At 70.7% G+C, this 24,997-nt stretch carries 24 protein-coding genes; 6 read left to right on the forward strand and 18 right to left on the reverse strand.

Translation table 11 applies throughout. The annotated features are described in order from the left end of the window. Positions 1-468 precede the first annotated feature (468 nt). From AB0M56_RS32360 to AB0M56_RS32440, 17 genes are all read right to left on the reverse strand, one after another. A complete protein-coding gene (locus AB0M56_RS32360) occupies positions 469-1,581 on the reverse strand; it encodes an XdhC/CoxI family protein (RefSeq protein WP_364183056.1) in 1,113 nt (370 codons plus the stop codon). Then, on the reverse strand, positions 1,574-2,689 hold the full coding sequence (locus tag AB0M56_RS32365) for a VWA domain-containing protein (RefSeq protein ID WP_364183059.1): 1,116 nt from the start codon (positions 2,687-2,689) through the stop codon (positions 1,574-1,576). Before AB0M56_RS32365 ends, AB0M56_RS32360 begins: the two co-directional genes overlap by 8 nt. Before the next feature lie 991 nt (positions 2,690-3,680). Next, a complete protein-coding gene (locus tag AB0M56_RS32370) occupies positions 3,681-4,601 on the reverse strand; it encodes a MoxR family ATPase (RefSeq protein ID WP_364183062.1) in 921 nt (306 codons plus the stop codon). After that, positions 4,598-5,194 carry a nucleotidyltransferase family protein gene (locus AB0M56_RS32375; RefSeq protein WP_364183065.1) on the reverse strand — a complete coding sequence of 199 codons (597 nt, stop codon included), beginning with the start codon at positions 5,192-5,194 and terminating at the stop codon, positions 4,598-4,600. The genes AB0M56_RS32370 and AB0M56_RS32375 overlap by 4 nt, the downstream gene beginning before the upstream one ends. Positions 5,195-6,191: 997 nt before the next feature. Next, positions 6,192-6,998 carry an IclR family transcriptional regulator C-terminal domain-containing protein gene (locus tag AB0M56_RS32380; RefSeq protein WP_364183068.1) on the reverse strand — a complete coding sequence of 269 codons (807 nt, stop codon included), beginning with the start codon at positions 6,996-6,998 and terminating at the stop codon, positions 6,192-6,194. Between the two features lie 10 nt (positions 6,999-7,008). Then, the gene (gene pcaC, locus AB0M56_RS32385) at positions 7,009-7,422 is read right to left on the reverse strand and encodes a 4-carboxymuconolactone decarboxylase (RefSeq protein ID WP_220237720.1); all 414 of its coding nucleotides are present in this window, start codon (positions 7,420-7,422) and stop codon (positions 7,009-7,011) included. Next, complete coding sequence (pcaD, locus tag AB0M56_RS32390) at positions 7,422-8,201, reverse strand: 3-oxoadipate enol-lactonase (protein ID WP_364183072.1); 780 nt, start codon at positions 8,199-8,201, stop codon at positions 7,422-7,424. The genes pcaC and pcaD overlap by 1 nt, the downstream gene beginning before the upstream one ends. 31 nt (positions 8,202-8,232) lie before the next feature. Continuing rightward, entirely contained in the window at positions 8,233-8,784 is a 552-nt protein-coding gene (gene pcaG, locus AB0M56_RS32395) for a protocatechuate 3,4-dioxygenase subunit alpha (protein WP_364183075.1), read from the reverse strand. Beyond that, positions 8,784-9,518, reverse strand: a complete 735-nt coding sequence (gene pcaH, locus AB0M56_RS32400) for a protocatechuate 3,4-dioxygenase subunit beta (RefSeq protein WP_364183078.1) — start codon at positions 9,516-9,518, stop codon at positions 8,784-8,786. Before pcaH ends, pcaG begins: the two co-directional genes overlap by 1 nt. A gap of 52 nt (positions 9,519-9,570) precedes the next feature. After that, positions 9,571-10,752 (reverse strand): thiolase family protein, encoded by a 1,182-nt coding sequence (locus AB0M56_RS32405; protein ID WP_364183081.1) that lies wholly within the window; start codon positions 10,750-10,752, stop codon positions 9,571-9,573. Continuing rightward, on the reverse strand, positions 10,749-11,504 hold the full coding sequence (locus AB0M56_RS32410; protein WP_364183084.1) for a CoA-transferase subunit beta: 756 nt from the start codon (positions 11,502-11,504) through the stop codon (positions 10,749-10,751). Before AB0M56_RS32410 ends, AB0M56_RS32405 begins: the two co-directional genes overlap by 4 nt. Further along, positions 11,501-12,310 (reverse strand): CoA transferase subunit A, encoded by an 810-nt coding sequence (locus tag AB0M56_RS32415; RefSeq protein ID WP_220237714.1) that lies wholly within the window; start codon positions 12,308-12,310, stop codon positions 11,501-11,503. The genes AB0M56_RS32410 and AB0M56_RS32415 overlap by 4 nt, the downstream gene beginning before the upstream one ends. Before the next feature lie 210 nt (positions 12,311-12,520). Then, positions 12,521-13,849: a glycoside hydrolase family 27 protein gene (locus AB0M56_RS32420; RefSeq protein ID WP_364183088.1), complete on the reverse strand. Its 1,329-nt coding sequence runs from the start codon at positions 13,847-13,849 to the stop codon at positions 12,521-12,523. 28 nt (positions 13,850-13,877) lie between these two features. After that, on the reverse strand, positions 13,878-14,741 hold the full coding sequence (locus AB0M56_RS32425) for a carbohydrate ABC transporter permease (protein ID WP_364183090.1): 864 nt from the start codon (positions 14,739-14,741) through the stop codon (positions 13,878-13,880). 1 nt (position 14,742) lies between these two features. Beyond that, entirely contained in the window at positions 14,743-15,723 is a 981-nt protein-coding gene (locus AB0M56_RS32430) for a sugar ABC transporter permease (protein ID WP_364183093.1), read from the reverse strand. Position 15,724: 1 nt separating this feature from the next. Further along, positions 15,725-17,011: an extracellular solute-binding protein gene (locus tag AB0M56_RS32435; protein ID WP_364183096.1), complete on the reverse strand. Its 1,287-nt coding sequence runs from the start codon at positions 17,009-17,011 to the stop codon at positions 15,725-15,727. A 9-nt stretch (positions 17,012-17,020) separates the two neighbouring features. Then, the gene (locus AB0M56_RS32440; RefSeq protein ID WP_364183099.1) at positions 17,021-18,220 is read right to left on the reverse strand and encodes an ROK family protein; all 1,200 of its coding nucleotides are present in this window, start codon (positions 18,218-18,220) and stop codon (positions 17,021-17,023) included. 76 nt (positions 18,221-18,296) lie between these two features. Between AB0M56_RS32440 and AB0M56_RS32445 the strand changes: the two genes are divergently transcribed. The 3 genes from AB0M56_RS32445 to AB0M56_RS32455 are packed head-to-tail and all read left to right on the forward strand — an operon-like array spanning position 18,297 to position 22,522. Further along, positions 18,297-20,381 carry an alpha-galactosidase gene (locus tag AB0M56_RS32445; protein WP_364183102.1) on the forward strand — a complete coding sequence of 695 codons (2,085 nt, stop codon included), beginning with the start codon at positions 18,297-18,299 and terminating at the stop codon, positions 20,379-20,381. 30 nt (positions 20,382-20,411) lie between these two features. Beyond that, on the forward strand, positions 20,412-21,368 hold the full coding sequence (locus AB0M56_RS32450; protein ID WP_364183105.1) for a D-glycerate dehydrogenase: 957 nt from the start codon (positions 20,412-20,414) through the stop codon (positions 21,366-21,368). Next, positions 21,365-22,522, forward strand: a complete 1,158-nt coding sequence (locus tag AB0M56_RS32455) for a glycerate kinase (protein ID WP_364183108.1) — start codon at positions 21,365-21,367, stop codon at positions 22,520-22,522. The genes AB0M56_RS32450 and AB0M56_RS32455 overlap by 4 nt, the downstream gene beginning before the upstream one ends. Positions 22,523-23,011: 489 nt before the next feature. Here AB0M56_RS32455 and AB0M56_RS32460 read toward each other — a convergent pair whose 3' ends face one another. Next, a complete protein-coding gene (locus AB0M56_RS32460) occupies positions 23,012-23,308 on the reverse strand; it encodes an iron-sulfur cluster biosynthesis protein (RefSeq protein ID WP_285969590.1) in 297 nt (98 codons plus the stop codon). 301 nt (positions 23,309-23,609) lie between these two features. Here AB0M56_RS32460 and AB0M56_RS32465 point away from each other — a divergent pair, with 301 nt between their 5' ends. The 3 genes from AB0M56_RS32465 to AB0M56_RS32475 are packed head-to-tail and all read left to right on the forward strand — an operon-like array spanning position 23,610 to position 24,794. Beyond that, entirely contained in the window at positions 23,610-24,098 is a 489-nt protein-coding gene (locus AB0M56_RS32465; RefSeq protein WP_364183111.1) for a GtrA family protein, read from the forward strand. A 55-nt stretch (positions 24,099-24,153) separates the two neighbouring features. Beyond that, positions 24,154-24,492, forward strand: coding sequence for a DUF202 domain-containing protein (locus AB0M56_RS32470; protein WP_364183184.1), 339 nt, complete (start codon positions 24,154-24,156; stop codon positions 24,490-24,492). Next, on the forward strand, positions 24,489-24,794 hold the full coding sequence (locus AB0M56_RS32475; protein WP_364183114.1) for a DUF202 domain-containing protein: 306 nt from the start codon (positions 24,489-24,491) through the stop codon (positions 24,792-24,794). Before AB0M56_RS32470 ends, AB0M56_RS32475 begins: the two co-directional genes overlap by 4 nt. Positions 24,795-24,997: the final 203 nt, after the last annotated feature.

The following is a 24,997-nucleotide window of genomic DNA, read 5'->3' on the forward strand; positions in this document are numbered from 1 at the left end:
TCCAAGAGCAAATGCCCGCCTGACCCGGGTAGGGCCGGCGGGCCGGTTCGGGAACGGCCAAGGTCGATCGTGATCGGCCTCACAGGCGAGCCTGCTACTCCTCTCGCGCGCGGACAAGTCCTGATGTCGTACATCCGGGCCGTGCTCCCGCATTTGCACGTCTATATGCAGGAACATTCCGCAGATGCGGACCTCCGTTAGAGTGATTTTTCCGCCCGGCGGCAAAACTCACCCGAGTCTCAGGTGGACGGTTGCGACATGGTCGACTTCCGCCTGGGCGTGGGGATTTCCGGTCATTCGCCCACTGTGCGTCGAGTCGCTTGAGAAGTGAGCACCGCTGCACCGCGAACTCGGGTCCATGGTAGATTTATTACCGTAGATGCGGGTTTTCTGACTTATGGTCTCCGCAGATGCGGGCTCATGAGAAAGTCCCGCACACCACGGCGTGCGGGACTTTCTGAAAAACGCTCAGTTGTGAATCCGGCCGGACAAGGCGGCCAATCGTCGTCCGGTTCCGCTCCAGCGCAGCGAAATGATCTCCGCCGCAATCGACACCGCGGTCTCCTCGGGCGTGCGTGCGCCCAGGTCCAGGCCGATCGGCGACGAGAGCCGCTCCAGCTCCGGCTCGGTGATGCCGGCTTCGCGCAGCCGGGCGAACCGGTCGTCGTGGGTCTTGCGCGAGCCCATGGCGCCGACGTAGCCGACGTCGAGCCGCAGCGCGATCTCCAGCAGCGGCACGTCGAACTTCGGGTCGTGCGTGAGCACCGCGATCGCGGTGCGACTGTCGATGCGGCCGGCCTCGGCCTCGGCGGCGAGGTAGCGGTGGGGCCAGTCGACCACGACCTCGTGCGCGTCGGGGAAGCGGCTGCTGGTGGCGAACACGGGCCGCGCGTCGCACACCGTGACCTGGTAGCCGAGGTAGGCGCCCATACGCGCCATGGCGGCGGCGAAGTCGATGGCGCCGAACACGAGCAGCCGCGGCGGCGGTTCGAACGAGTTCACGAACACGGCCATGCCCTCACCGCGACGCTGGCCGTCCGGCCCGTAGCGCAGGGTGCCGGTGCGGCCGCTGGCCAGCAGGCCGCGCGCGTCGTCGGCCACCGCGTCGTCCATGCGCGAAGAGCCGAGCGAACCCTCGACGCGGTCCGGCCACACGATCATGCGCTCGCCGACCAGGCCGGGCGTCTCGTGCTCGACGATCGTGACGATGGCGACGGGTTCACCGCTGCGCACCGAGGCCACGACCTGGTCCAGCTCCGGCATCGACTCGCGGTCGAGGTGCTCCACGTAGATGTCGATGATCCCGCCGCAGGTCAGGCCCACGGCGAAGGCGTCGTCGTCGGTCACGCCGTAGCGCTGCAGCACGGGCTTGCGGTCGGTGACCACGTCCTGGGCCAGCTCGTACACGGCACCCTCGACGCACCCGCCGGACACGCTGCCGGCCACGGTGCCGTCCGGCGCCACCACCATCGACGCGCCCGGTGACCGCGGCGCCGACGAGAACGTGGCCACCACCGTGCCCAGGCCCACCGTCTCGCCCGCCAGCCAGCGGCGGTACACGTCGTCCAGTACGTCACGCATCGGCAATCTCCCCGAGCAATCGTTCCAACGTCGCCAGGCTGTGCCCGGCCAGCAACCGGTCGATGTGGGGCAGGGCGGCCACGATTCCGGACTGGACCGGAGCGTACCCTTCCCGCCCCGCGTGCGGATTAACCCAGAATACGGCGTGCGCGAGCCGGCGCAGTCTGCCGAGTTGCTCGGACAGCAGCATCACGTCGCCGCGTTCCCAGCCGTCGGAGAACACGGTGACCACGGAGCGTCGTGCGATGCCGCGCTGTCCCCAGCGGTCGAGGAACACCCGAAGCGTCTCGCCGAGGCGCGTGCCACCGGCGAAATCGGGCACCGCGTTGCCGGCGGCGAGCATGGCCTGCTCCGGGTCGCGCTGCCGCAGCTGGCGCGACACCCGGGTCATGCGCGTGCCGAGCGTGAAGACCTCGACGCTGGCCGGTGCGGACCTGGTGAGCACGTGGGCGAAGCGAAGCAACGCGTCGGCGTAGGGGCTCATCGAACCGGAGACGTCGATGAGCAGCACCGTTTTCCGCGGGCGAGTGCCGCGGCGGCTGTGGATGAGGCGGATGGGTTCGCCGCCGTCGGCGAGCATGGCGCGCAGCGTGCGGGCGGGGTCCAGCCGGCCGCGGTGGGCGGGGCGGCGGCGCGCCGCCCGGCGTTGCGGCGGAACCGGTTTGAGGGTGGCCAGAAGCTCGCGCAGGTGCTCGCGCTCGGCCTTGGTGAGCTCGGCGAGGTCGCGGTGGCGCAGCACTTCGTGTTCACTGGCGGCGACTTTGAGGCTGTCGGGCTCTTCTTCGCTTTCGCCGCTGCCGCCGGTGTCGGAGGTGAGCGGCGCGATGCGGGCGCGCTTCTGCGCGGGGGCGGCCTGGGTGCCGCGGCGAGTCTCGTCGCCGTCGAACCAGCGCGCGAAGGCTTCTTCGTAGCGCGGCAGGTCGTCGGGATCGGAGCACAGCGTGAGCCGGCCGGCCCAGTACAGCTGCGTGGGCTCCGCGATGTCCACCTCCGCGACGGCCGCCAAGTACGCCTGCACGCGGCGCGCATCGCACGCCACGCCCGCTTCGCGCAGGGCCGCCGCGAACCCGGCGAACCCGGCCAGCGGATCGGCGACCTCGGTGTCCATGCCCCCATTGTGCAACGGTTTCGCCCGCGGCGGGTTTTCGCCCGTCACGCGCGGGCGCGCACGCCGCCCCTCCCCCGGGACGACGCGCGCGCTCGGCGGCTCCGCGCAGCGACCACCCAAGGTAGCGGGAGGGCGGGCGCGCGGAGGCTTTTGGGGAAAGATCGAGAGCTTCGGGTGCTGGTGCTTCTGGGGCGCGGTTTCGCGCTTCGGTGCCGCGGTCGGCGCGGTTGGCGAGGGGCAGGGCCGGTTCGGTGCCGGAGTTCGGTACCGGGTCGACCGCCAGGTCAGAGCACGGGGAAGACCGCGGCTGCGCGATCGATCTCGGTCATCCGCACGGTCTTCCTCCTCTCGGCTGCTTCTGTCGCGGTGATGGGAAAAGCATGACTTGCGGGTAGTGGTCCGGTCAACGCAATTAACCCTGAGTCCACAGTAGACGGACCGGGCAAGTGCCACTCCACGTTCCCGGAACGGCGGCGCCACGGAAAGCCGCTGCTCGCCTCGCGGAGCACCGCCGCGCGGCGCCACTCAACGTGGCTAGCGGCCTCGGCGCTGGCAAGCGCTGCGCCGAGGCAGCCGACGTTCGGGCAGGGCAGAACAACAACGCCGCTCTCACAAAACAACGCCAACCGCTTCCGCACGGGCATCACCACGCGGCGCCACCCGACATGGCAAGCACCCTCGGTACTGGTCAAGCGCTGCACCGAAGCCGCCGACCTTCGGGCACGGCAGAACAACAACGCCGCTCACGCAAAACAACGCCAACCGCTTCCGCACGGGCATCACCACGCGGCGCCACCCGACATGGCAAGCACCCTCGGCACTGGTCAAGCGCTGCACCGAAGCCGCCGGCACGGGCGGGGCAGGAGAATCGCGGACCTTGCGCCGTGCGGGGTCACCGGCGCCAGTGCGTACTGCCTGGTGGGCGGCGTCCGGATGGGGCCGTGCGCGGGGGTCACCGTCGCCGAGCACCGAGGCGAGCGGGCGTGCGGTGTCAGGAGAAGAGCGTGTCCAGTTTGGCGCGCACGCGGTCCATGTCCTCGCTGTACTTGAGGACCGCGCCGAGGGTGCGGGCGGCGGTGGCGGCGTCGAGCTCGTCGCGGTCGAGGGCGAGGAGGGCACGGGCCCAGTCGAGGGATTCGGCAACGCCCGGGGGTTTGAGCAGGTCCATGGCGCGGAGGCGGTGGACGGCGTCGGCGACCTGGCGGGCGAGGGTTTCGCCGATGCCGGGGATGCGGCGGCGCAGGATGGTGATCTCGCGGGCGAGGTCGGGGTGCTCGAGCCAGTGGTAGAGGCAGCGGCGCTTGAGGGCGTCGTGGACCTCGCGCGTGCGGTTGGAGGTGAGCACGACGAGCGGCGGCTGCTCGGCGCGGACCTCGCCGTACTCGGGGATCGTGACGGTGTACTCGTCGAGCAGCTGCAGCAGGAACGCTTCGAACTCGTCGTCGGCGCGGTCGATCTCGTCGACGAGCAGCACGCACGGCGCGGTGGTCAGGGCCTGCAGCAGCGGGCGCGCGAGCAGGAACCGCTCGGTGTAGAGCGAACGCTCGGCCGTCTCGGCGTCGAGGCGGCCCCCGTCGGCGGCTTCGAGGGCGCGCAGGTGCAGGAGCTGGCGGGGGAAGTCCCATTCGTACAGGGCCTGCGCGGCATCGATGCCCTCGTGGCACTGCAAGCGGATGAGCGGCAGGTCCAGCGCGGCCGAGAGCGCCAGCGCCAGCGACGTCTTGCCCGTCCCCGGTTCGCCTTCGCAGAACAACGGGCGGCGCATGCGCAGAGCGAGGAACCCGGCTGTCGCCAGTCCCTCGTCGGCGAGGTACCCGGTGGCGTCGAGCGCGGCGGTGAGCTCTTCGGGCGAGGCGAGGGACTCGGTCACACTCCTGATCGTAGGGCTCCCAGCCGCGGTTGCGCCGGTCATCCCGCCGTCTTCGGCGTTCGCCCCAGGTCAGCGGGCCGGTCGACGTCCTGGCCGCTGCCCAGATCCCCGCACTCGACGAGCACGACATCCCCCCGGCCCCGCAACCAGTCCCGCGCCCCGCGGTCCCCCTGCGCCGACTCGGCGACCTCGCCCCACCACCGCCGCCCGAAAAGCACAGGGTGTCCGGGTACGCCGTCGTAGGCGGCCCGGACAACCGCCGTCGGCGAAGCTTTCGCGACCACGCGCGCCAACGCCGCCGCCGGCACCCACGGCAGGTCCACCAGATGCACGAGCACCGCCACGGGCGTGTCGGCACCATCCGGGAACTGCTCGGCGAGCGCCGCCAGCGCCGCCTTCAGCGACGCACCCATGCCGCCTTCCCAGCCTTCGGCGTAGATCGCCTGGCTCGGGTCGGGCAGCAGCTTCGTCACGTCCTCCGCCGCCGCGCCCACCGCCACCCGCACCGGGCTGCAGCCAGCCCCGGTCAACGTCCGCAACGCCCGCCGCACCAACGGCTCCCCGTCCAGCTCGACCAGCGCCTTCGGCCCGCCGAACCGCCGCCCCGCCCCGGCGGCGAGCAGCAGCCCGGCCACGCGCGGCGCCGCACCGGTTCGTGGTCCGGCCGGTGCGGCTTCCGGGTCACCGCTCGCAACAGTTGCCCGGTCGGTTGGCCGGCCTGCCAACGACTCGGTGGATCCACCAACCACCGCAACCGAGTCCGCAGCCGGCCGGCGAGCCACTGAGGTCGTCTTCTCACCGCTCGCAACAGTTGCCCGGTCGGTTGGCCGGCCTGCCACCGACTCGGGCAATCCCCCGACCACCGCAACCGAGTCCGCAGCCGGCCCGCGAGCCACCGAAGTCGCCTTCTCACCGCTCGCCACAGTTGCCCGATCGATTGGCCCGCCTGCCACCGACTCGGACGATCCACCAACCGCCGCAACCGAGTCCGCAGTCCGCCGGCGAGCCACCGAGGTCGTCTTCTCGCCGCTCGCAACAGTTGCCCGATCGATTGGCCGGCCTGCCACCGACTCGGTGGATCCATCGACCGCCGCAACCAAGTCCGCAGCCGGCCGGCGAACCACTGAAGTCGCCTTCTCACCGCTCAAAGCATCGGCCCGGTCGCCGAGCAGGCCTGCCACCGAATCGGGCGACCCACCAACCACCGCAACCAAGTCCGCAGCCGGCCGGCGAGCCACCGAAGTCGCCTTCTCACCGCTCGCAACAGTTGCCCGATCGATTGGCCGGCCTGCCACCGACTCGGACGATCCACCAACCACCGCAACCAAGTCCGCAGTCCGCCGGCGAGCCACCGAGGTCGTCTTCTCGCCGCTCGCAGCCGCGCCGGCGCAGGATCGGCCCGCGGCGAACTTCGCCATCTCCGCATTCGTGGTGGCCGCTGCAGGCCGCGCGGTCATGAGTGCCGGCGCCGCGCCGGTTCGTGGTCCGGCCGGTGCGGCCTCCGGGGCGCCGCTCGCAGCGATCGAGGCTGCCGGGGCGCTTCGCGCAGAGTCGGCCTGCTTGGGGGTGGAGGCGCCCGGCCGGCCGAGAGGGGAGTCGGTCGGTGAGGCGTCGGGGGCGGTGGTGAGCGGGTCAGCCACGGGCGGCCTGCGCGGGGCTCGAGTCGGCGAGGTCGGCGGCGATGGCGTGGGCCGTGTCGAGCAGGGGTGGCACCAGGTCTTCGCGGACGGAGTGGGCAGGGGTGCGGCTGGCGTGCGTGGAGATGTTCACGGCGGCGATCGCGCGGCCCTGGCGGTTGCGGATCGGCGCGGCGACCGAGCGCAGCCCCTCCTCGAGCTCCTGGTCGACCATCGCCCAGCCCTGCTTGGCGACCTGCGCGAGCTCGACCTCGAGGGCGGCGCGGTCGGTGAGGGTGTGGGAGGTGAGGCGGTCGAGCTCGGTGATCATGAAGTACGCCTCGAGCTCCACCGGCGTCATGTCGGCGAGCAGCACGTGACCCATGGACGTGGCGTAGGCCGGGAACCGCGTGCCGACGTTGATGCTCACCGTCATGATGCGCGACACCGCCACGCGTGCGACGTAGACGATGTCCGGCGGCTCCAGCACCGACACGGAGCTGGATTCCCGCACCTGCGCGGAAAGCCGCTCCAAGTGTGGCTGCGCGACCTCCGAAAGCGACAGGCTCGACAGGTACGCGTATCCCAGATCGAGCACGCGCGCGGTCAGTGAGAAGTACTTGCCGTCGGTGCGGACGTAACCGAGATCCACGAGCGTGAGCAGGAACCGGCGCGCGGCGGCGCGCGTGAGGCCCGTGATCCGCGCGACGTCGCTGAGCGTCGGGTGCGGTGCCTGGGCGCTGAAGGCCTTGATCACCGCCAGCCCGCGCTCCAGCGACTGCACGTGGTGCGCGCCGCGTTCGGCCGGTTCGTCGGAGTCCATGGAGCGAACCCTATCCGGCGTCGGGGACCTGCGCGGTGGGCTCGCCCAGTTCGGCCAGCGTGCGCTGGGCGATGCCCATCGCGGTGTTCGCCGCGGGCACGCCGGCGTACACGCCGGTGTGCATCAGGACCTCACGGATCTCCGCGGCGGTGAGGCCGTTGCGGACGGCCGCGCGCACGTGCATGGCCAGCTCGTCGTGGCAGTGCAACGCGGTGAGCGTGGCCAGCGTGATGCAGCTGCGCGTCTTGCGGTCCAGGCCGTCGCGCGTCCAGATCGAGCCCCACGCCGCCTCGGTGATGTACTCCTGGAACGGCTTGCTGAACTCCGTGGTCCGGGCCACCGACCCGTCCACGTGCTCGTCGCCCAGCACCTCGCGGCGCACCTTCATGCCCGCGTCGTAACGCTCGCCCGGAACGTCGACCATCACGCTGCCTCCGTGATCTGCTCGAGGATCAGCCGCGTGAACTCCGCCGGCTGCTCGTAGTTGCCCAGGTGCGCGGCCGAGGCGACGACCTCGAACCGCGCGCCCGGAATGCCTTCGGCGATGAGCTTCCCGTGGGTTTCCGGCGGGGTCGCGGGGTCGTCGGCGCCGGAGATCACCAGGGTCGGCGTGGTGATCTTCGGGAGGTCGGCCAGCTGGTCCATCCGCTCGATCACGCCGCAGCAGGCCGCGTAGCCCTCGTCCGGGCAGTCGGTCATCATCCCGCGCAGGAACGCCATCTCGTCCGGGTGCGACTGCGCGTACGCCGGCGTGACCCAGCGCCCCACGCCGGCCTCCGCGACGACGCCGGTGCCCTCGGCCCGCACCAGCTTCGCGCGGTCCGCCCACATCTGCGCCGGGCCGAGCTTCGCCGACGTGCAGCACAACGTCAGGCTCCGCAGCCGCTCGGGCGCGTGCACACCCAGCCACATCCCGGTCATCCCGCCGAGCGAAAGCCCGACGAGGTGCGCCCGCTCCGCACCCAGGTCGTCCAGCAGCGCCAGCACGTCGCCGCCCAGATCGGCCAGGTCGTACGGACCGTCCGGCACGGGCGAAGCGCCGTGGCCGCGCGTGTCGTACCGCACGACCCGGTAGCCGCGCTCGACGAGCGGCGCCACCTGCGGCTCCCACATGCGGTGGTCGCTGCCGATCGAGTTGGAGAACACCACCACCGGGCCGTCGCCACGACCCTCGACGACCCGGTGTACCGCCACGCCGCTCACGCCTTTACCTCCAAAGTGGACAGTGAACCGATCAGAACGCGAAGAAGACCGTCTCACCCTCGCCCTGCAGCCGCACGTCGAAGCGGTAACCGTCTTCGGTCTTCTTCGCCACGAGCGTGTCCCGGCGCTCGGCCGGCACGCTCGCCAGCACCGCGTCGCCCGAGTTGTCCTGGTCTTCGAAGTAGATCCGCGTGACGACCCGGTTGAGCAGCCCGCGCGCGAACACCGACACGTCGATGTGCCGCGCCTGCTGGCCCTGCTCACCGGGCAGGACACCCGGCAGCAGCGTGAGGACGCGGTACTCGCCGTTCTCGTCGGTGGGGCACCGGCCGAACGCGCGGAAGCCCGATTCGCTGCGGCCCCGCGGGTCGTCCGGGTGGTCGAACCCGCCCTGCGGGTCGGCCTGCCAGGTCTCGATCATGGCGTCGGGTACGACCTCGCCCGCGCCGTCGGTGACGGTGCCGCGGATCCAGAACGCGCCTTCGGTGCCTTCGGGCACCACGAACGGCCCGTCTTCCCACGGCAACCCGATCGACAGGTACGGGCCGACGGTCTGCGACGGCGTCGTGAGCAGCTCGCCCATCAGTCCTCGTCCTCCTCGTCCTCGAACACCGACTGCTCGCTGCCGCGCACGACGATGTCGAAGTCGAACGCCAGCGCCCACTCCGGCACCGTGCGCTCCAGGTTGAAGCGCGAGACCATCCGCTGCCGCGCCTTCTCGTCGGGGATCGAGTTGAAGATCGGGTCCTGCGAGAACAGCGGGTCTTCCGGGAAGTACATCTGCGTGACCAGCCGCTGCGTGAACGCCGAGCCGAACACGGAGAAGTGGATGTGCGCGGGGCGCCAGGCGTTGTCGTGGTTCTTCCACGGGTACGCACCGGGCTTGATGGTGGTGAACTCGTAGCGGCCGTCGTCGTCGGTCAGCGCGCGGCCGAGCCCGGAGAAGTTCGGGTCGATCGGCGACGGCCAGCGGTCGCCGGTGTGGCGGTAGCGCCCACCTGCGTTGGCCTGCCAGATCTCGACCAGCGAGTTGCGGATCGGGCGGCCGTCGCCGTCGAGCAGCCGGCCGGTGACGATGATGCGCTGGCCCTGCGGCTCGCCGTCGTGCTGGCGGGTGAGGTCGTTGTCGAGTTCGCCGAGGCGGCCAGGGCCGAGCAGCGGCCCGGTGACCTCGGTGAGCATCTGCGGGAGCAGCACGAGCGGCTGCGACGGGTGGCGCAGCTTCGTGGAGCGGTATCCCGCGAAGTCCAGCGGAGCGTTCGTCCCCTCCGGCTCCCGCGGGTAGCGGGGCAGGCGGAGATCGGTGGGAGCGGCCACAGTTCCTCCGTATCCGGTCGGTGGTGTCGGATCAGTTGTCAGAACAGGGGTGTCACTGGCGTTCGAGGACGACGGCGAGCCCCTGGCCCACGCCGATGCAGATCGCGGCGACGCCGTAGCGCCCGCCCGTCTGCTGCAGCCGGTAGGCGAGCGTGCCGAGGATCCGGCCGCCCGACGCGCCGAGGGGATGCCCAATCGCGATGGCCCCGCCGTGGACGTTCATGAGCTCGGGGTCGAGCTCCTTCCACTCCTTGAGGCACGCCAGCGACTGCGCGGCGAACGCCTCGTTGAGTTCCACCGCCGCGACGTCGCCCCACCCGATGCCGGCGCGCTCCAGCGCGATCTCGGCCGCCCGGACCGGGCCGACGCCGAAGATGTTGGGCTCGACGCCCGCCGCACCCCGTCCGGCGATCCGGGCCAGCGGCGCCTTGCCGAGCCGCTTGCCGGCGGCCTCGTCGCCCAGCAGCAGCGCCGATGCGCCGTCGTTGATCGGCGACGAGTTGCCGGCCGTGACCGTGCCGCCGTCGCGCTTGAACGCGGGCTTCAGCTTCGCCAGCTTCTCCATGGTGGAATCGGGGCGGATGCCCTCGTCGCGCGTCAGCTCGACGCCCTCGACCGGCACCACGTGGTTGTCGTAGAAGCCCTCGTCCCACGCGCGGGCCGCGTTGACGTGGCTGCGCACCGCGAACTCGTCCTGCTCCTCGCGCGTGATGCCGTAGCGCTCGGCGAGGTACTCGGTGGAGTCGCCGTTGGAGATCACGTACTCCTTCGGCATGGCCGGGTTGACCATGCGCCAGCCCAGCGCCGAGTTGTACAGCGTCTGGTTGGCGGCCGGGAACGCCTTGTCCGGCTTCGCCATCACCAGCGGCGCGCGGCTCATGGACTCCACGCCACCGGCGGCGATCAGCGACGCGTCGCCCACCTGGATCGTGCGGCTGGCCTGCATCACGGCGTCGAGACCCGAGCCGCACAGGCGGTTGAGCGTGCCGCCCGGCACGGTCACCGGCCAGCCCGCGAGCAGCGTGGCCATGCGCGCCACGTTGCGGTTGTCCTCACCGGCGCCGTTGGCGTCGCCGAGCAGCACCTCGTCCACAGTGGACGGATCGAGGTCGTTGCGCTCGGCGAGCGACTTCAGCACGGTGGCGGCGAGGTCGTCGGGACGCACCTTCGCCAGCGCGCCGCCGTGGCGGCCGAAGGGGGTGCGGATCGCGTCGAACAGGAATACGTCGCTCATTCGCCGGCCTTCTTCAGGGATCGGAGCAGGGTCAGTTCTTCGTCCGTCGGCGCCGGGGTGGTCTTGAGGTCCGCCGCCACCTTCAGTTTCCACCCGGTGGCCGCGATCGCCTGCTCGACCTCGATGCCGGGGTGCAGTTCGGTGAGCGTGAGCTCGGCGGTCGCCGGGTCGGGCCGCATGAGGCCGAGGTCGGTGACCACCAGCGTCGGGCCCGCGCCGGGCAGGCCGAGCTTCTCGCGGTCGCCCTTGCCCGTGCCGTGGCCGAACGAGGTGATGAAGTCGACCTTCTCCACGAACGCGCGCGGGCTCTGCCGCAGCACGATGAACACCTCCTTGCAGGAGGCGGCGATCTCGGGCGCGCCACCCGCGCCGGGGAGGCGGACCTTCGGATCGTGGTAGTCGGACCCGATCACGGTGGTGTTGATGTTGCCGAACTTGTCGAGCTGCGCCGCGCCGAGGAAGCCGACGTCGATGCGCCCGGGCTGCAGCCAGTAGTTGAAGACCTCGGGCACGCTCACCACGGCGTCGGCAGTGTCGGCCAGCTCGCCGTCGCCGATCGACAGCGGCAGCCGGGTCGGCTTCGCGCCCAGGCAGCCGGATTCGTAGATCAGCGTGAGGTTCGGCGCGTGCGTGCGCCGCGCCAGGTTGGCGGCGGTGCTCGGCAGGCCGATGCCCACGAAGCAGGACATGCCCTCGCCGAGCGCGCGCGCCGCGGCGATGCTCATCATCTCGTCGGCGGTGTACTCGCTCATGCCTTCACCCCGGTCAGCTCGTTCAGCCACTTGGTGAACTCGTCGCGGTCGCGTCCGATCAGGTCCCACGCCTGGTAGGCGGAGTTGTCGCGCTCGTAGTAGCCCGCGGCGTACGACGGCTTCGCACCGCCCGGCACCTCGGCCACGGCGGTGACGGCCCACGTGGGCAGCACGAGCGCGCCCGGCTTCGGCTCCAGCTCGTCGACGACCTCTTCCACGGTGACCAGCGACCGCTTCGCCGCCAGCACCGCTTCCTTCTGCACGCCGGCGATGCCCCACAGCTGCACGTTGCCCGCGCGGTCGGCGCGCTGCGCGTGCACGATCGTGACGTCGGGGTTCAGCGCCGGGACCGCGGTGAGCTGCTCACCGGTGAACGGGCAGGTGATCGGCTTGATCGTGTCCGTCTGTGCCGGCAGGTCGGTGCCCGTGTAGCCGCGCAGCACCGCGAACGGCAGGCCGGACGCGCCGGCGACGTAGCGGTTGGCCATGCCCGCGTGGCTGTGCTCTTCGATCTCCAGCGGCACCGGCCAGCTGTGCTGCACGGCATCGCGGAACCGGTGCAGCGACCCAACCCCGGGGTTGCCGCCCCAGGAGAAGATCAGCTTGCTCGCGCAGCCCGCGCCGATCAGCTGGTCGTAGACGATGTCGGGGGTCATCCGCACCAGCGTGAGGTTCTTGCGCCCCTGCCGGATGATCTCGTGCCCGGCCTCGACCGGGATGAGGTGCGTGAACCCCTCGAGCGCGACGGTGTCCCCGTCGTGCACCAGCTCGGCGACTGCCTCGCCGAGCGACAGCACCCTAGCCATCGCGAGCCTTTCCGTCCTGGATCTCGACCGCTCATGCCAACACCGAAAAGTGTACACCTCGGTGTTCGCATCGCGCACACAAGTTCTTGATATGAACATAGCACGAACTAACGCCCCGACGCGAGGCCCCGAAACCCGCCCGAGAACACCCGGAAACGCAGAAAGGCTCCTCCCCCAACGACCTCAGGGGAGGAGCCTTTCTCAGGAAATTCAGCCGACCGTGATCAACCGCGACCCGTGGGCGGGCACCGCGGTCGCCGTCCACGAACCCGAGAACGAGCCCAGATCCGCCCGCGCCACCAGGTCGCGCACCGCGCGCGAACCCGACAGCCCCAGCGATGACCAGCTCACCACGATGTTCGCCGCCGAAGAACCCAGGTTGTAGACCGCCACCGCCTGCTTCCCGCCGGCCAGCTGCTTCTTCCACACCTGCAGCGTCCCGCCCGCGACCTGCGCCGGGTACGTGCCCGACTGGTCGACGGAGATCACCTCGGGGTTCGTGAGGATCCGCACAGCCGAATCGTCCAGGAAGTACACGTCACCACCCACGTACAGCGGCGAAGACGCCATCGACCAGAACGTCATCACGCTCTGCCGCTCGGCGTCGTTCAGCCCGTCCTGGATCCCGCTCCCGGTGTTGTTCGAGATCGGCATCGAATCCAGGTCCGGCCGGTAGCCGGCGTTGAACACGCCCTGCCACGCCGGCAGGTCGTCCCAGCGTTTCTTCACCGAGCTGTCCCACGAAGACACCGTCTCGCAGTAGCACTCCACGTCGGTGTCAACCCGCACGCTGTTCGCGTACTGCGCCAGCTCCGGCCCGGCTTCGCGCGGCACCGGCCAAGCGCTGGCCGTCAGCCACATCGCGTGCCCGGAGTGGTCGATCGCCTTCGACCACGCGGCGATGTCGGGCACGTTGTCCGCCGTCGTGCCGTCCACCTTCAGGAAGTCCACGCCCCACGAAGCGAACTTCGCGACCACGGAGTCGTAGTACTTCTGCGCGCACGGGTTGCTGTAGTCGACCTTCCAGTTGCCACCCCACATGTTCGACGGAGTGAGCGGCAGCACCACGATGTCGCGCGTGTGACACGTCGTGCCGACGATGGGCGCGTTCTTGTCGTAGACCTCCTTGTCGAGCCCGGTCGCCGCGTACAGGCCGATCTTCAGCCCCTTGCCGTGCACGTAGGACGCCAGCGGCGCGATGCCGTTCGGGAACCGCCCCGGATCGGGGTCGGCGATCCCGTTGGCGTCGCTGTGGAACACCCAGTCGAAGTTCGCGTTCCAGCCCGCGTCGAGGTTGATGTTCGTGTACCCGGCGGATTTGAGCTTCGCCGACACGGCGTCGGCCGCGTCGCGGATGTGCGAGTCGACCAGCCAGCTCGTGCCGTACGTCGGCCGGGTGGACGACTGGACGCTCCAGCTGCTCCAGCCCATGAACGGCGTCACGAACGTGGTCTTGGCCTGCGCCGCGGGCACGGCGAGGGTCCCGGTCAGGACGAGGACGGCGGCTACCGTCCACGGTCGACGGAGTGTGGACTTCATCGGTCACGCTCCCGGTGGGGTGGGGGGATTACTCCTTCATCCCGCTCGCCGCGATGCCGCGGACGATGAACCGTTGCGCCACCAGGAACATCGCCACGAGCGGGGCGATGGTCACGAGCGCGCCGGCGAACAGAGCGGGCAGGTTGATCGTCTGCGCGGTGAGGAACGTCGAGAGCGCGATCTGGGCCGTCCACGACGACGGGTCCTGCCCGATGACCAGCGGCCACAGGAAGGAGTTCCAGCTCTCGATGAACATCAGCGCGCCGAGGGAGGCGATCATGCTGCCGGAGTTGGGCAGCACGAGCCGGCGGTAGACGCCGAGGTAGCCGAGCCCGTCGAGCCGGCCCGCCTCCTCGATCTCCGCCGGGAACCGCAGGTAGAAGTTGCGGAAGAGGATCACCGTGAACGCGCTGAACAGGTTCGGCGCGATGATGCCCCACTCCGTGCTCACCCCGCCCATGGCGCCGACCACCACGAACGTCGGCACGAACGTGACCGACTGCGGGATCATCAGCGTCACCAGCACGTAGGTGAACACCGCGCGCCGGCCCGGCACGTTGATGCGCGCCAGCGCGTAGCCCGCCATCGAGCCGAACATCGTGCCCACCGGCGCCGTGATGATGGCGATGACGAACGAGTTGAGCAGCGCATGGGCCATCGGCACCGACGCGTCGGCGAACAGGTCGCCGAAGTTCACCCACGACAGCGGGTCGGGCAGCCACGACCACTCGGGCGAGGCGACCTGCGCGCGCGTCATCAACGCGTTGCGCACCATGATGTAGAACGGCAGCAGGAAGATCAGCACGAGCACGGTGGCCAGCGCGTACTTCGGCACGCGGCCCCAGCCGCCCGAGCGGGCCTTCGCCGGTGCCTTGGCGGTCAGCACGGCCATGTCAGTCCTTCTTCCCGAAGCCCACGAACTTCCCCTGCAGCAACGTGATCGCCACGATGATCACCGTCAGCAGGAACGCGCCCGCGGAACCGACGCCGTAGTTCTGGTCGCCCAGCGCGGAGTCGTAGAGGTACACCAGCGGCGGCTTCACGGGCGCGGTCGCCGTGCCCGAAAGGCCGGTGCCGAACAGGTTGTAGAACTCGTCGAACGCCTGGAACGCCGCGATGAGGATGAGCAGCAGCACCGCCACCGACGTGTTCCGCAGCTGCGGCAACGTGATGTAGCGGAAGGCCTGCCACTTCGACGTGCCGTCGAGCTCACCGGCTTCGTAGAGCGAAGGCGAGATCGCCTGCAGGCCCGCGAGGAACAGGATCATGTACAGCCCGACCTGCAGCCACAGCCGCAGCGTGACCACCGCGACCCAGTACACCGGCGGGCTCGTCTCCGACAGCCACGCCACGGGGTCGGCGCCGAACAGGCCGCCGATCACGTTCGCGACCCCGGAGGGCAGGCCGTTGAACAGCGCCATCTTCCACACGAGCGCGGCGACCACGTAGGACACCGCGCCGGGGATGAGGAACACCGTGCGGAAGAACGCCCTGCCGCGGCGGATGCTGTTGACCAGCACCGCCAGCCCGAGCGACGCGACGAACGTGACCGGCACGATGAACACCGTGAACAGCGCGATGATCAGCAGCGAGTGGCGGAACGCGGGGTCGGACAACAGGAACGTGTAGTTGTCGAAGCCGATCCACTTGCCCAGCGAGATCGTGCCGCGCGCGTCGTTGAACGAGAGCAGGAAGCTCCACGCGATCGCGACGTACTTGAACACGCCGAGCCCGATCACCACCGGGGCGGTGAGCACCGTGAACGCGCCGACCGCGCGCCAGTCCACCTTCCGGCGGCGCCGCTTGGCGGGCGCCGCCGGGGTACGGGTCGAGGGCGACAGAACCGAAGCCGACGACGGGGACGAGACGGCCATGTCAGGCGAGCTGCTTGTCGACTTCGGACTGTGCGCGCTTCGCGGCGTCGCCGAGCTCGGCGGCGGGGTCGGCCTGGCCGTTGGCGATCTTCGTGGCGGCCTGCAGGAACAACGTCGCCGACGCCTTGTTCCACAGCCCCGAGTACGACAGCCCGTTCTGCTGCGAGATCGTCACGGCGTCCTTCGCCGCGCCGGACGAGAACTCGGTCGTCTGCGCCGCGACCTCCTTGCGCGCCGGGATGTGGAAGCCGTACTTGACGCACCAGTCCTTCTGCAGGTCGGCCTGCTGGACCCACAGCCAGTTGATGAACTTCTTGGCGGCGTCGAGGTTCTTGCTCTTCGCGTTGGCCAGCTGGTACCAGCCGCCGACGCGCGCGACCTGGCGGCCCGCGTCGCCGAACTTCGGCCACGGCACCACGCCGAAGTCGTCGCCGAGTGCCTTCTTGATGTCCGGTAGCGACCACAGGCCGCCCCACTGCATCGCGGTGGCGTTGTCGGAGAACGCGCCGGGGTCGGACCAGTCGGTGGGGTAACCCTGCAGCAGGCCGCCCGTGTCGTGCAGCTGCTTGAGGCCCGCGATCGCGGCGACGGCCTCGGGGGTGGCGAACGCGATCTTCTTCCCACTGGCGTCGAAGAAGTCGGCGCCCGAGGACCACAGCAGCAGGGTGGCGGCCTCGCCCACGCCGTCGGTGCCGACGTAGAGGCCCTTCTGCTTGCTCGTGGTGAGCTTGCGCGTCGCGTCGAGGAGCTCGGCGAACGTCGTCGGCGGCTTGACCCCGGCCGCGGCCAGCACGCTCTTGCGGTAGTACAGCATCATGACGTCGTCGATCGTCTTGACGCCGTAGATCTTGCCCTCGACGGTCGCGGTGTCCAGCGCGGCCTTGGAGAAGTCGCCCTTGACCGGGTCGACGATGTCGTCGAGCGGGGCCAGCAAGCCGTTCTTCACGTTCTGGTAGCGGAAGTCGCCGATCTCGAACAGGTCGGGCGCGTCGGCGGTGAGCATGGCGGAGTTGAGCTTGGTCTCGTAGTCACCGGCGATCCAGCTGACCTTGATCGCGATGTCCGGGTTGGCCTTGGTGAACTCCTGCGCGTAGCGCTGCACCGCCTGCTGCGTACCCGATTCGCCGTACGCGTGGTACCACTGGTTGAGCGTGACCTTCGCCCCGCCCGCGGCACCGGAGTTCTTGTTCAACGGGTCGGAGGTGCAGCCCGCCAGGGCGGCTCCCCCGGCGAACAGCACGGAGCCGACGAGGAAGCTCCTGCGCGACAGGTTTGGGGACGGGGCCATGACTTCTCCTCACAAACGGTCGGACACGAAAAGACTCTGAACGGCGACAGCGGCGGCGCCCCGTGCCCATTCCTCGAACGGCAGCGGCCGGATCACCAGGCCGCACCGCGCGGCACTGCCGAAGGCCTGCTCCGCGAACGTGCGGCGGATCTGGTCCTCGAACAGGTCGTAGGTGGCCACGCCCTCACCCGAGACGACGACCCGTTCAGGACCGAAGAGGTTGACCAGCGCACCGAGACCGAGCCCGATCGCATGGCCCGCGGTCGCGAAGACGGCCCGCAACGGCTCGTCCCCCGCCCGCGCCCTCGCGACGGCCTCGTCCAGCGTCAGCGCCGGATCCCCCGCGACCCGGCGCGCACTCGCGACGATCGCCTCGGTCGACGCGATCGCCTCCACACAGCCCGTGCCACCGCAGTGACAGGCCGGGCCGTCGGCTCCCATGCCGGCGACCGGGACGTGCCCGATCTCGCCGGCCACCCCGTGCGCGCCGCCGACGAGCCGGCCGTCGAGCACGAGGGCGCTTCCTATGCCGGTACCCACGGTGACCAGCGCGAACGACGAGGCGCCGACGCCTTCACCGAACCACTGCTCGGCCACGGTGAGCGCCTTGACGTCGTTCTCGAGCGTCGTCGCCAAGCCCGTGCTTTCCTCCAGCAGCTCGGCCAGCGGCACGTCCCGCCAGCCGAGGAAGGGTGAGTAGCGCACAACACCGGTGTCGCGGTCGACGTCGCCGGAAATCGCGACGCCCAGGCAGTAGGCCCGGTCGCGGAAGCTGGTGGCGCCGTCGGGCGCCGAGCCGGCCAGCAGCTCGGCGACGAGGTCGACGAGCGCGCGCACCACGTGGTCCACGTCGTGGCTGGTCAGCGGGTGGTGCTTGGCCACGCGGATCTGGGCCTGCAGGTCGGTGACCACGCCGATCAGGTCGTCGCCGGTGATCTTGACGCCGATGAAGTACTCGCGGTCGGGGCGGATGGCGAGCGGGCTGGCGGGCCGGCCGGCGCCGGGCGCGGTGCGTTCGGCGGAGGCGAGCTCTTCGAGGTAACCGGCTTCGATGAACGGGCGCGCGGCCTTCGTGACGGCGGCCGAGGAGAGGCCCGTGCGGCGGGCGACGTCCACGCGGCTGACCGGACCCTGGGTCAGCACCGTGGTGAACACGGTGGCCGCGGCGGGACTCGTGATCGGCGCCCTTGCCGGTGCACTGCGTGGCATGCGCGGAACCGTACGACGGATAAATTAACTTCGTCAAGAATTTATTTTTCCGCTGGTCATCCCTACGCTCTGACCCATGTCCGTGGAATTCGACGTCGATCACCGGCTGTGGCTGCTGCGAACCCCTGAGTCGGCGTACGCCTTCCGGCTCGACGAAGCCGATCAGCCGCGGCACGTGCACTGGGGCCCGCCGCTCACGCTGGAGCAGGCGGCGCAGATCGCGAGCCGGCGCAATCCCGTGGAATCGAGCTTCGACGAGCCGGGCGACGACCGGCCCGAGCTGGCGGCCGAAGGCGGCGCGTTCTTCGGCGTGGCCGGCCTGTCGGTACGGTTCGCGGACGGGACGCAGGCCGTGGAGTGGGCGTACGCCGGACACGACACGGGGCACGATGCTGGGGACGGGCTGGTCGTGCGGCTGAAGGATCGGCACTATGGCCTCGTAGCGGAATTGCACTACGGCCTCCGTGGTGACGTCGTCGAGCGGCACGTGGTGCTGCGCAACACCGGAACCGAGCCGATCTCCTTGCTGCGCACGGATTCCGCGGCCTGGACGCTCCCCCGTCGCGACGCCTACCGCGTCTCCCACACGACGGGCGCGTGGAGCGCGGAAGCCGGGCTGCTGCGGGAAATCCTGCCCGTCGGCGAGACGACTCTGACGAGCCGGCGCGGAGTTTCCAGTCACCAGGCCCAGCCCTGGGTGATGCTCGACGACGGCACCGCCACCGAAACGCGCGGCGAAGTCTGGAGCACCGCGCTGACGTGGAGCGGCAGCTGGCGGATCACCGTCGAGCGCTCGCACACCGGCCGCGTCACGTGGACCGGCGGGTTCGGGCACGAGGGCGTGCAGTGGTCGCTGGACCCGGGCGAGACCTGGGAAACGCCCGTGTTCGCCGGGTTGTACGCGGCCGGCGGCTTCGGCGGGGCGAGCCGGCGGTGGCACTCGTACGTGCGCACGTTCGTCCAGCCGCACCCCGAGGAGCTGCGCCCGGTCGTCTACAACTCGTGGGAGGCCACGGGCTGGGACGTCGACGAGCCCGGCCAACTCAAGCTCGCCGCCATCGCCGCCGAGGTGGGCGCGGAGCTGTTCGTGGTCGACGACGGCTGGTTCGGCGCGCGCACCGGCGACGCCGCCGGCCTCGGCGACTGGACCGTGAACCGCGAACGCTTCCCCGAGGGGCTCGGCCCGCTCGTGACGGAGGTGCACCGGCTCGGCATGGGCTTCGGGCTGTGGGTCGAGCCGGAGATGGTCAACCCCGACAGCGACCTCTACCGCGCGCACCCGGACTGGGTGCTGCACATGCCGAACCGCGCGCGGACCACGCTGCGCAACCAGCTCGTGCTCGACTTCTGCCGGCCCGAGGTCGCCGACTGGGCGTACAAGTGGCTGCACCGGCTGGTCGCCGAGCACGGCATCGACTACCTCAAGTGGGACATGAACCGCGCGTTCACCGAGGCGGGCCCCGGCCGCGTCTGGGTCGATCACGTGCGCGCGGTCTACGGCGTGCTCGACCGGCTGCGCGCCGACCACCCGGCGCTGCGGATCCAGGCCTGCGCGGGCGGCGGCGGGCGCACCGACCTGGGGATCCTCGCGCGCACCGACGAGATCTGGGCCTCGGACAACACCGACGCGGCCGATCGCGTGAAGATCCAGCACGGCTTCTCGCAGCTGCTGCCCGCGGGCGCGATGGCCGCGTGGGTCACTGACAGCCCGAACCCGCTGACCGGTCGCGAGGCACCGCTCGAGTTCCGTTTCCACATCGCGATGGCGGGCGTGCTCGGCCTCGGCGGCGATCTCACGAAGTGGACCGACGACGAACTGCGCCGCACCGCCGAGCTCGTGGCGCTGTACAAGGAGATCCGGCCCGTCGTGCAGCACGGCGAGGCCTACCGGCTGGCCGATCCCGCCGTCTCCCCGCTCACCGCGGTGCAGTTCGTGCTCGGCGACGACGTCGTGGTGCTCTTCGCGCGGCGCCCGCACGACCACGGCCGGCCGATCGTCACACCGGTGCTCCAGGGGCTCGACCCGGATGCGGTCTACCACGATGTGGGAACCGGAACCACGCACCACGGTGCCGTGCTGACGACCCACGGCCTGCTCATCGACCTGGCCGGCACTTCCTCAGCGAGCGTGCTCGTGCGGCTGCGGCGCGAACCTCGCTAACGGGCCACTGCACCCATTAGGCTGCCCGACGTGCCCGATCGCCCCCTCATCGCCGTGACGCGCTGGATTCCCGACGACGCGGTGAAGGTGCTCGCCGACGCGGGAGAAGTGCGGATATCCGAACTCGACCGTCCGCTCACGCCCGAGGAGCTGCGGTCGTTCGTGGCCGGGGCGTCGGCGATCGTCTCGATGCTGCACGACCGGATCGACGCGTCCGTGGTCGAAGCCGCCGGGCCACAGCTGGCCGTGGTGGCGAACGTGGCGGTGGGATACGACAACGTCGACGTGCCGGCGCTGGCCGAGCGCGAGGTGACCGTGACCAACACCCCCGGCGTGCTCACCGACGCGACGGCGGACCTGGCGTTTGGGCTGCTGCTGGCCGTCACGCGCCGGCTCGGTGAGGGCGAACGGCTGCTGCGGGCGCGGCAGCCGTGGTCGTTCCACCTGGGGTTCCTGCTCGGTTCGGGCTTGCAGGGCAAGACGCTCGGCATCGTCGGGCTCGGGCAGATCGGCCGCGCGATGGCCACGCGAGCAGCGGCTTTCGGGCTGCGGATCGTCTACTCGGGACGGTCGGCGAAACCCGACTTCGACGGCGAGTTCGTGCCGTTCGACGAGCTGCTGCGCCGTTCGGACTTCGTCTCGCTGCACTGCCCGCTCACGCCGCAGACGCGCCACCTGATCGACGCCGCCGCGCTACGGGCCATGAAACGCACCGCGTACCTGGTGAACACCACGCGCGGCCCGGTCGTCGACGAGGCGGCGCTGGCCGACGCGCTGGAGGCCGGCGAGATCGCGGGCGCCGCGCTGGACGTGTTCGAGCGCGAGCCCGAGGTCGAGCCGCGGCTGCTGGAGCGCGACGACGTCGTGGTCACGCCGCACCTTGGGTCGGCGACCGTGGAGACGCGCACCGCGATGGCCGTGCTGGCGGCCCGAAACGTGACCTCGGTACTCGCCGGAGAAGCACCGCTGACGGAGGTAAGAGCGTGACTCGTGTCGTCATCGCCCCGGACAAGTTCAAGGGCAGCCTCACCGCGGTCGCCGCGGCCGAGGCCATCGCCCTCGGAGTGCGCGACGCGCTGCCCGACGCCGACATCGCGGCCTGCCCCGTCGCCGACGGTGGCGAAGGGACGCTCGAGGTCCTGGAAAACGCGGGCGGCGAGCTCGTGCGGCTGTCGGTGCGCGGTCCGCTGGAGGACCATGTCGACGCGCGGTACGTGGTGCTCGACGGCACGGCCTACATCGAGTCGGCCCGCGCGTGCGGCATCGAGTTCGTGGACCCGACGCCGGAGACCGCGCTGGCCGCGCACACGTGGGGCGTCGGCGAACTGCTCGGCGACGCGCTGTCCCGCGGTGCTTCCCGGCTCGTGCTGACGGTCGGCGGCACCGCGAGCACCGACGGCGGCGCCGGCATGCTGGCCGCCTTGGGCGCCGGGGTCTTCGACGCGTTCGACGCCCCCATCGGCCTCGGCGGCGGCACGCTCTCGCGCGTCGCGAAGGTCGAATTGGGCCCGGCGCGCGAACGGCTGGGTACGGTCGGAATCACGGTCGCGACAGACGTGACGAACCCGCTCGTCGGCCCGTCCGGCGCCGCGGCGGTCTTCGGCCCGCAGAAGGGCGCGCGGCCGCACGAGGTGACGGAGCTGGACACGGCGCTCGGCCGCTGGGCTCAGGCCCTGGTCAACGCGGGCGCCCCGGACGTTTCGGCGATCGCCGGCGCGGGCGCCGGCGGCGGTGTCGCGGGCGGCGCCATCGCGGGTCTCGGCGCCACGGTCGCCTCGGGCTTCGACCTCATCGCCGGCCTCACCGGCGTCGACACGGCCCTGGCCGGCGCCGACCTCGTCATCACAGGCGAAGGCTCACTCGACTCGCAGAGCCTCTCCGGCAAGGCCCCGGCCGGCATCGCCGCCCGAGCCGGACGCGCGGGCGTGCCGCTGATGGTCCTGGCCGGCCGCATCCAGCTCGACGCCGCCGACCTCGCCGGCCTGGGCGTGATCGGCAGCAGCGCGCTCATCGACCACGCCCCGTCCCTCGACCACGCGCGCACCCACGCCGCCGAACTCCTGCGCGCCCGGGCCGGCGACCTCGTCCGCACCTGGGCTGTGTCTTCGGCACCGGCTCCGCCGGTGCGGCGAGATCGCTGAGTCTTTGGCCCCGGCTTCGCCGGGGCGTGCGAGATCGCCTTTGAGCCGGCTTCCGGATGGGGCGGTCGGATCGGCCGGGGGCCGATCGCACCGCCCCATCCGGAAGCCGGCGCGATCTCGCGCTGTGGTCACCCGCGTGCCGGTTCGGGTACGTAGCTGAGTCGCTCAGGAGGTCGGTCGCGCCGCTCGCTCGCTCGCAACGCTGGCGCGATCTCGCCGCCCCGACGAAGCCGGAGCCAAAATGCCAACCGGGCCACCTACCCGGCCGACCGCAGCGCGAGATCGCGCAGGGCTTGAGGCGATCTCGTCGCCCCGGCGAAACCGAGCCCAAAAACGCTAACCGGGCCAGTCACCCGGCCGACCACAGCGCGAGATCGCGCCGGTTTCTTCCCGGTCGACATGGGCGGCCCCCCGGGCCGACCGTGTCGACCGGGAAGGAGCCGGCTCAAAGGCGATCTCGCACGCGGCGGCGGAGCCGACGCCAAAGATTCAGCTCTGCTGAGGAAGCACAGCAAAGGCCACGTCGCCGGTTTCGTCCTGCTGGACGTCGAGGACCTTGTCGTCCAGGAGGGCGGCGGCCTGGGGTTCGAGGAAGACCTTCGCGCCGGCGTCGGTGCCCACTACGCGGTCGCCGTCCTGGGGAGAGGGGGCGACGGAAAGCGCGAGCTGAGCGCCCTCGCCCTCCTGCACGCTCTGGAGGGCGAAGCGCAGCCCGCTCTCCTCAGCGCCCTGTTGAGCCGTCAGCGCGGAGATCGCCTCGGCGGCGGCTTCGGTCACGGTCAGCATCTTCGGCCTTCCCTTCGTCGCGGTCGGATGCGATGGGTTTTCACGCTAGGGGCGCCCGTTCGGCAGCGCAGCGTGAGCGGCGCCCACACCGGGCAGCCGTGGGACCGGTCACAAACACGTTTGAAAACCGGGCGTTCTGCCCACACGCGGGCGCGGGTGCGCGCGAACACCCGAGAACACGGAATAGCCGGCGCGCCGGGTGGGCTGAACCAAAGGAGCGGGGTCCCTGTCGGCGGGATCACAAGTGTTCATCGGCTTCATCAGGTTCACAAGTTTGTGAAGCAGAGGTAGCGTCAGGATCATGACCACCACCAGGTGGACGCCCCGGCCGCCGCTTTTCCACCGGGACCCGCAGCGTCACCACGAGGACCACGAGCTCGGCGGACACGCCGCCTGGTACCTCGTCGCCGGCGGTGTCACCACGGGCCTGCAGGCCGTGCTCTTCCTGGTCCTGCGCCCCGAACTCGGCTCGCAGTGGGCGAATCTGGTGGCCATCGCGCTCACCACGGTCGGCAACACCGAGTTCCACCGCCGCGTCACGTTCGCCGGGCGCGCGAGCAAAGCCGGCCAGCGCCACCTGCAGGACTTCCTCACGTTCGTCTTCTACGCCGGGTACGGCTCGATCGTCCTGGCCACCCTCGACGCTGTGGTCAGCCACCCGACGGCGTGGGAGGAAACGGCCAGCCTGCTGGCCGCCAGCTTCATCGGCGGGGTCGTCCGGTTCGCCGTGCTGCGGTGGTGGGTCTTCGCCCACGCCAAGCCCGAAGCGCCCGCCGCGGACCACGACTAACGTCCGGACAGTGTCGGAAGAGAAGCTCGACCCGCCCCATGGCGAACCACCCAGCATCGGCCCCCACAGCGGTGGCACCGAACCGGACTACCGGTTCACCCTCGCCAACGAGCGGACGTTCCTCGCGTGGCTGCGCACGGCCCTGGGTCTGCTCGCGGGCGGCGTCGCGGTCCACCAACTGGTCCCAAGTCCCGTGGCGATGAGCTCCGTGCTCGCCGGGCTTTGCGTGGTGCTCGCGGCGATCCTCGCGGCCGGCGCTTACCCGCGCTGGCGGCGCGTGCAGATCGCCATGCGCGCCGGGCAGCCACTGGCCCGCAGCTCGATGATCCTGGTGCTCACCGTGGGTGTGTTCCTGCTGATGGCGGCCGCCGTCGTGCTGGTGATCGTGTCGTGAGCCGGCCCTTCGCCAACGGTGCCCAGCCCGAACGCACCGGCCTCGCGTGGCGCCGCACCGCGCTGTCGGCCGCCGCGTGCGCGGTGCTGCTGCTGGGTGCCGCGGTGCGCAACGAAGGCGCATGGGACATCGTCCCGGCGGCGTTCGCAACCCTCACCGCGCTGGCGCTCGCGGGGGTCGGCCGGCACCGGGAGCGATCACTCCGCACGGACCCCGAGCCGCCCGCACTGAAACCCGTTCTACCCGCGGTGGTGGCCACCCTCTGTTGTGCAACGGCCGTGTCGCTCTTGGTGACGTACTGAGTGGACAGTCCGCACATCCTGCGAGCAGCGAATCGTACTGTGCGTTGACTGGTCTCGATTTTATCAAGACCACTGCTGCTAACGGGGTATTCGTAGTTGAAATCTGGACTGTCGGCCCGCGAGCCGCATAGGGTTACGGAGCGTCGCAACGGGAGCGGCAACATCCTGATCATCCGGAGTAGCTGCGACCGCAACATCACAGA

Origin of the sequence: Amycolatopsis sp. NPDC051372 (assembly GCF_040682095.1) — a bacterium.
Classification (GTDB): Bacteria; Actinomycetota; Actinomycetes; order Mycobacteriales; family Pseudonocardiaceae; genus Amycolatopsis.

Bases quoted from the DNA above. Each gene is read 5' to 3' on its own strand.
- AB0M56_RS32360 (WP_364183056.1), bottom strand. From the start codon at position 1,581: ATGCGTGACGTACTGGACGACGTGTACCGCCGCTGGCTGGCGGGCGAG.
- AB0M56_RS32365 (WP_364183059.1), bottom strand. From the start codon at position 2,689: ATGGACACCGAGGTCGCCGATCCGCTGGCCGGGTTCGCCGGGTTCGCG.
- AB0M56_RS32370 (WP_364183062.1), bottom strand. From the start codon at position 4,601: ATGACCGGCGCAACCGCGGCTGGGAGCCCTACGATCAGGAGTGTGACC.
- AB0M56_RS32380 (WP_364183068.1), bottom strand. From the start codon at position 6,998: ATGGACTCCGACGAACCGGCCGAACGCGGCGCGCACCACGTGCAGTCG.
- pcaC (WP_220237720.1), bottom strand. From the start codon at position 7,422: ATGGTCGACGTTCCGGGCGAGCGTTACGACGCGGGCATGAAGGTGCGC.
- pcaG (WP_364183075.1), bottom strand. From the start codon at position 8,784: ATGGGCGAGCTGCTCACGACGCCGTCGCAGACCGTCGGCCCGTACCTG.
- AB0M56_RS32405 (WP_364183081.1), bottom strand. From the start codon at position 10,752: ATGAGCGACGTATTCCTGTTCGACGCGATCCGCACCCCCTTCGGCCGC.
- AB0M56_RS32410 (WP_364183084.1), bottom strand. From the start codon at position 11,504: ATGAGCGAGTACACCGCCGACGAGATGATGAGCATCGCCGCGGCGCGC.
- AB0M56_RS32415 (WP_220237714.1), bottom strand. From the start codon at position 12,310: ATGGCTAGGGTGCTGTCGCTCGGCGAGGCAGTCGCCGAGCTGGTGCAC.
- AB0M56_RS32420 (WP_364183088.1), bottom strand. From the start codon at position 13,849: ATGAAGTCCACACTCCGTCGACCGTGGACGGTAGCCGCCGTCCTCGTC.
- AB0M56_RS32425 (WP_364183090.1), bottom strand. From the start codon at position 14,741: ATGGCCGTGCTGACCGCCAAGGCACCGGCGAAGGCCCGCTCGGGCGGC.
- AB0M56_RS32430 (WP_364183093.1), bottom strand. From the start codon at position 15,723: ATGGCCGTCTCGTCCCCGTCGTCGGCTTCGGTTCTGTCGCCCTCGACC.
- AB0M56_RS32435 (WP_364183096.1), bottom strand. From the start codon at position 17,011: ATGGCCCCGTCCCCAAACCTGTCGCGCAGGAGCTTCCTCGTCGGCTCC.
- AB0M56_RS32440 (WP_364183099.1), bottom strand. From the start codon at position 18,220: ATGCCACGCAGTGCACCGGCAAGGGCGCCGATCACGAGTCCCGCCGCG.
- AB0M56_RS32445 (WP_364183102.1), top strand. From the start codon at position 18,297: ATGTCCGTGGAATTCGACGTCGATCACCGGCTGTGGCTGCTGCGAACC.
- AB0M56_RS32460 (WP_285969590.1), bottom strand. From the start codon at position 23,308: ATGCTGACCGTGACCGAAGCCGCCGCCGAGGCGATCTCCGCGCTGACG.
- AB0M56_RS32465 (WP_364183111.1), top strand. From the start codon at position 23,610: ATGACCACCACCAGGTGGACGCCCCGGCCGCCGCTTTTCCACCGGGAC.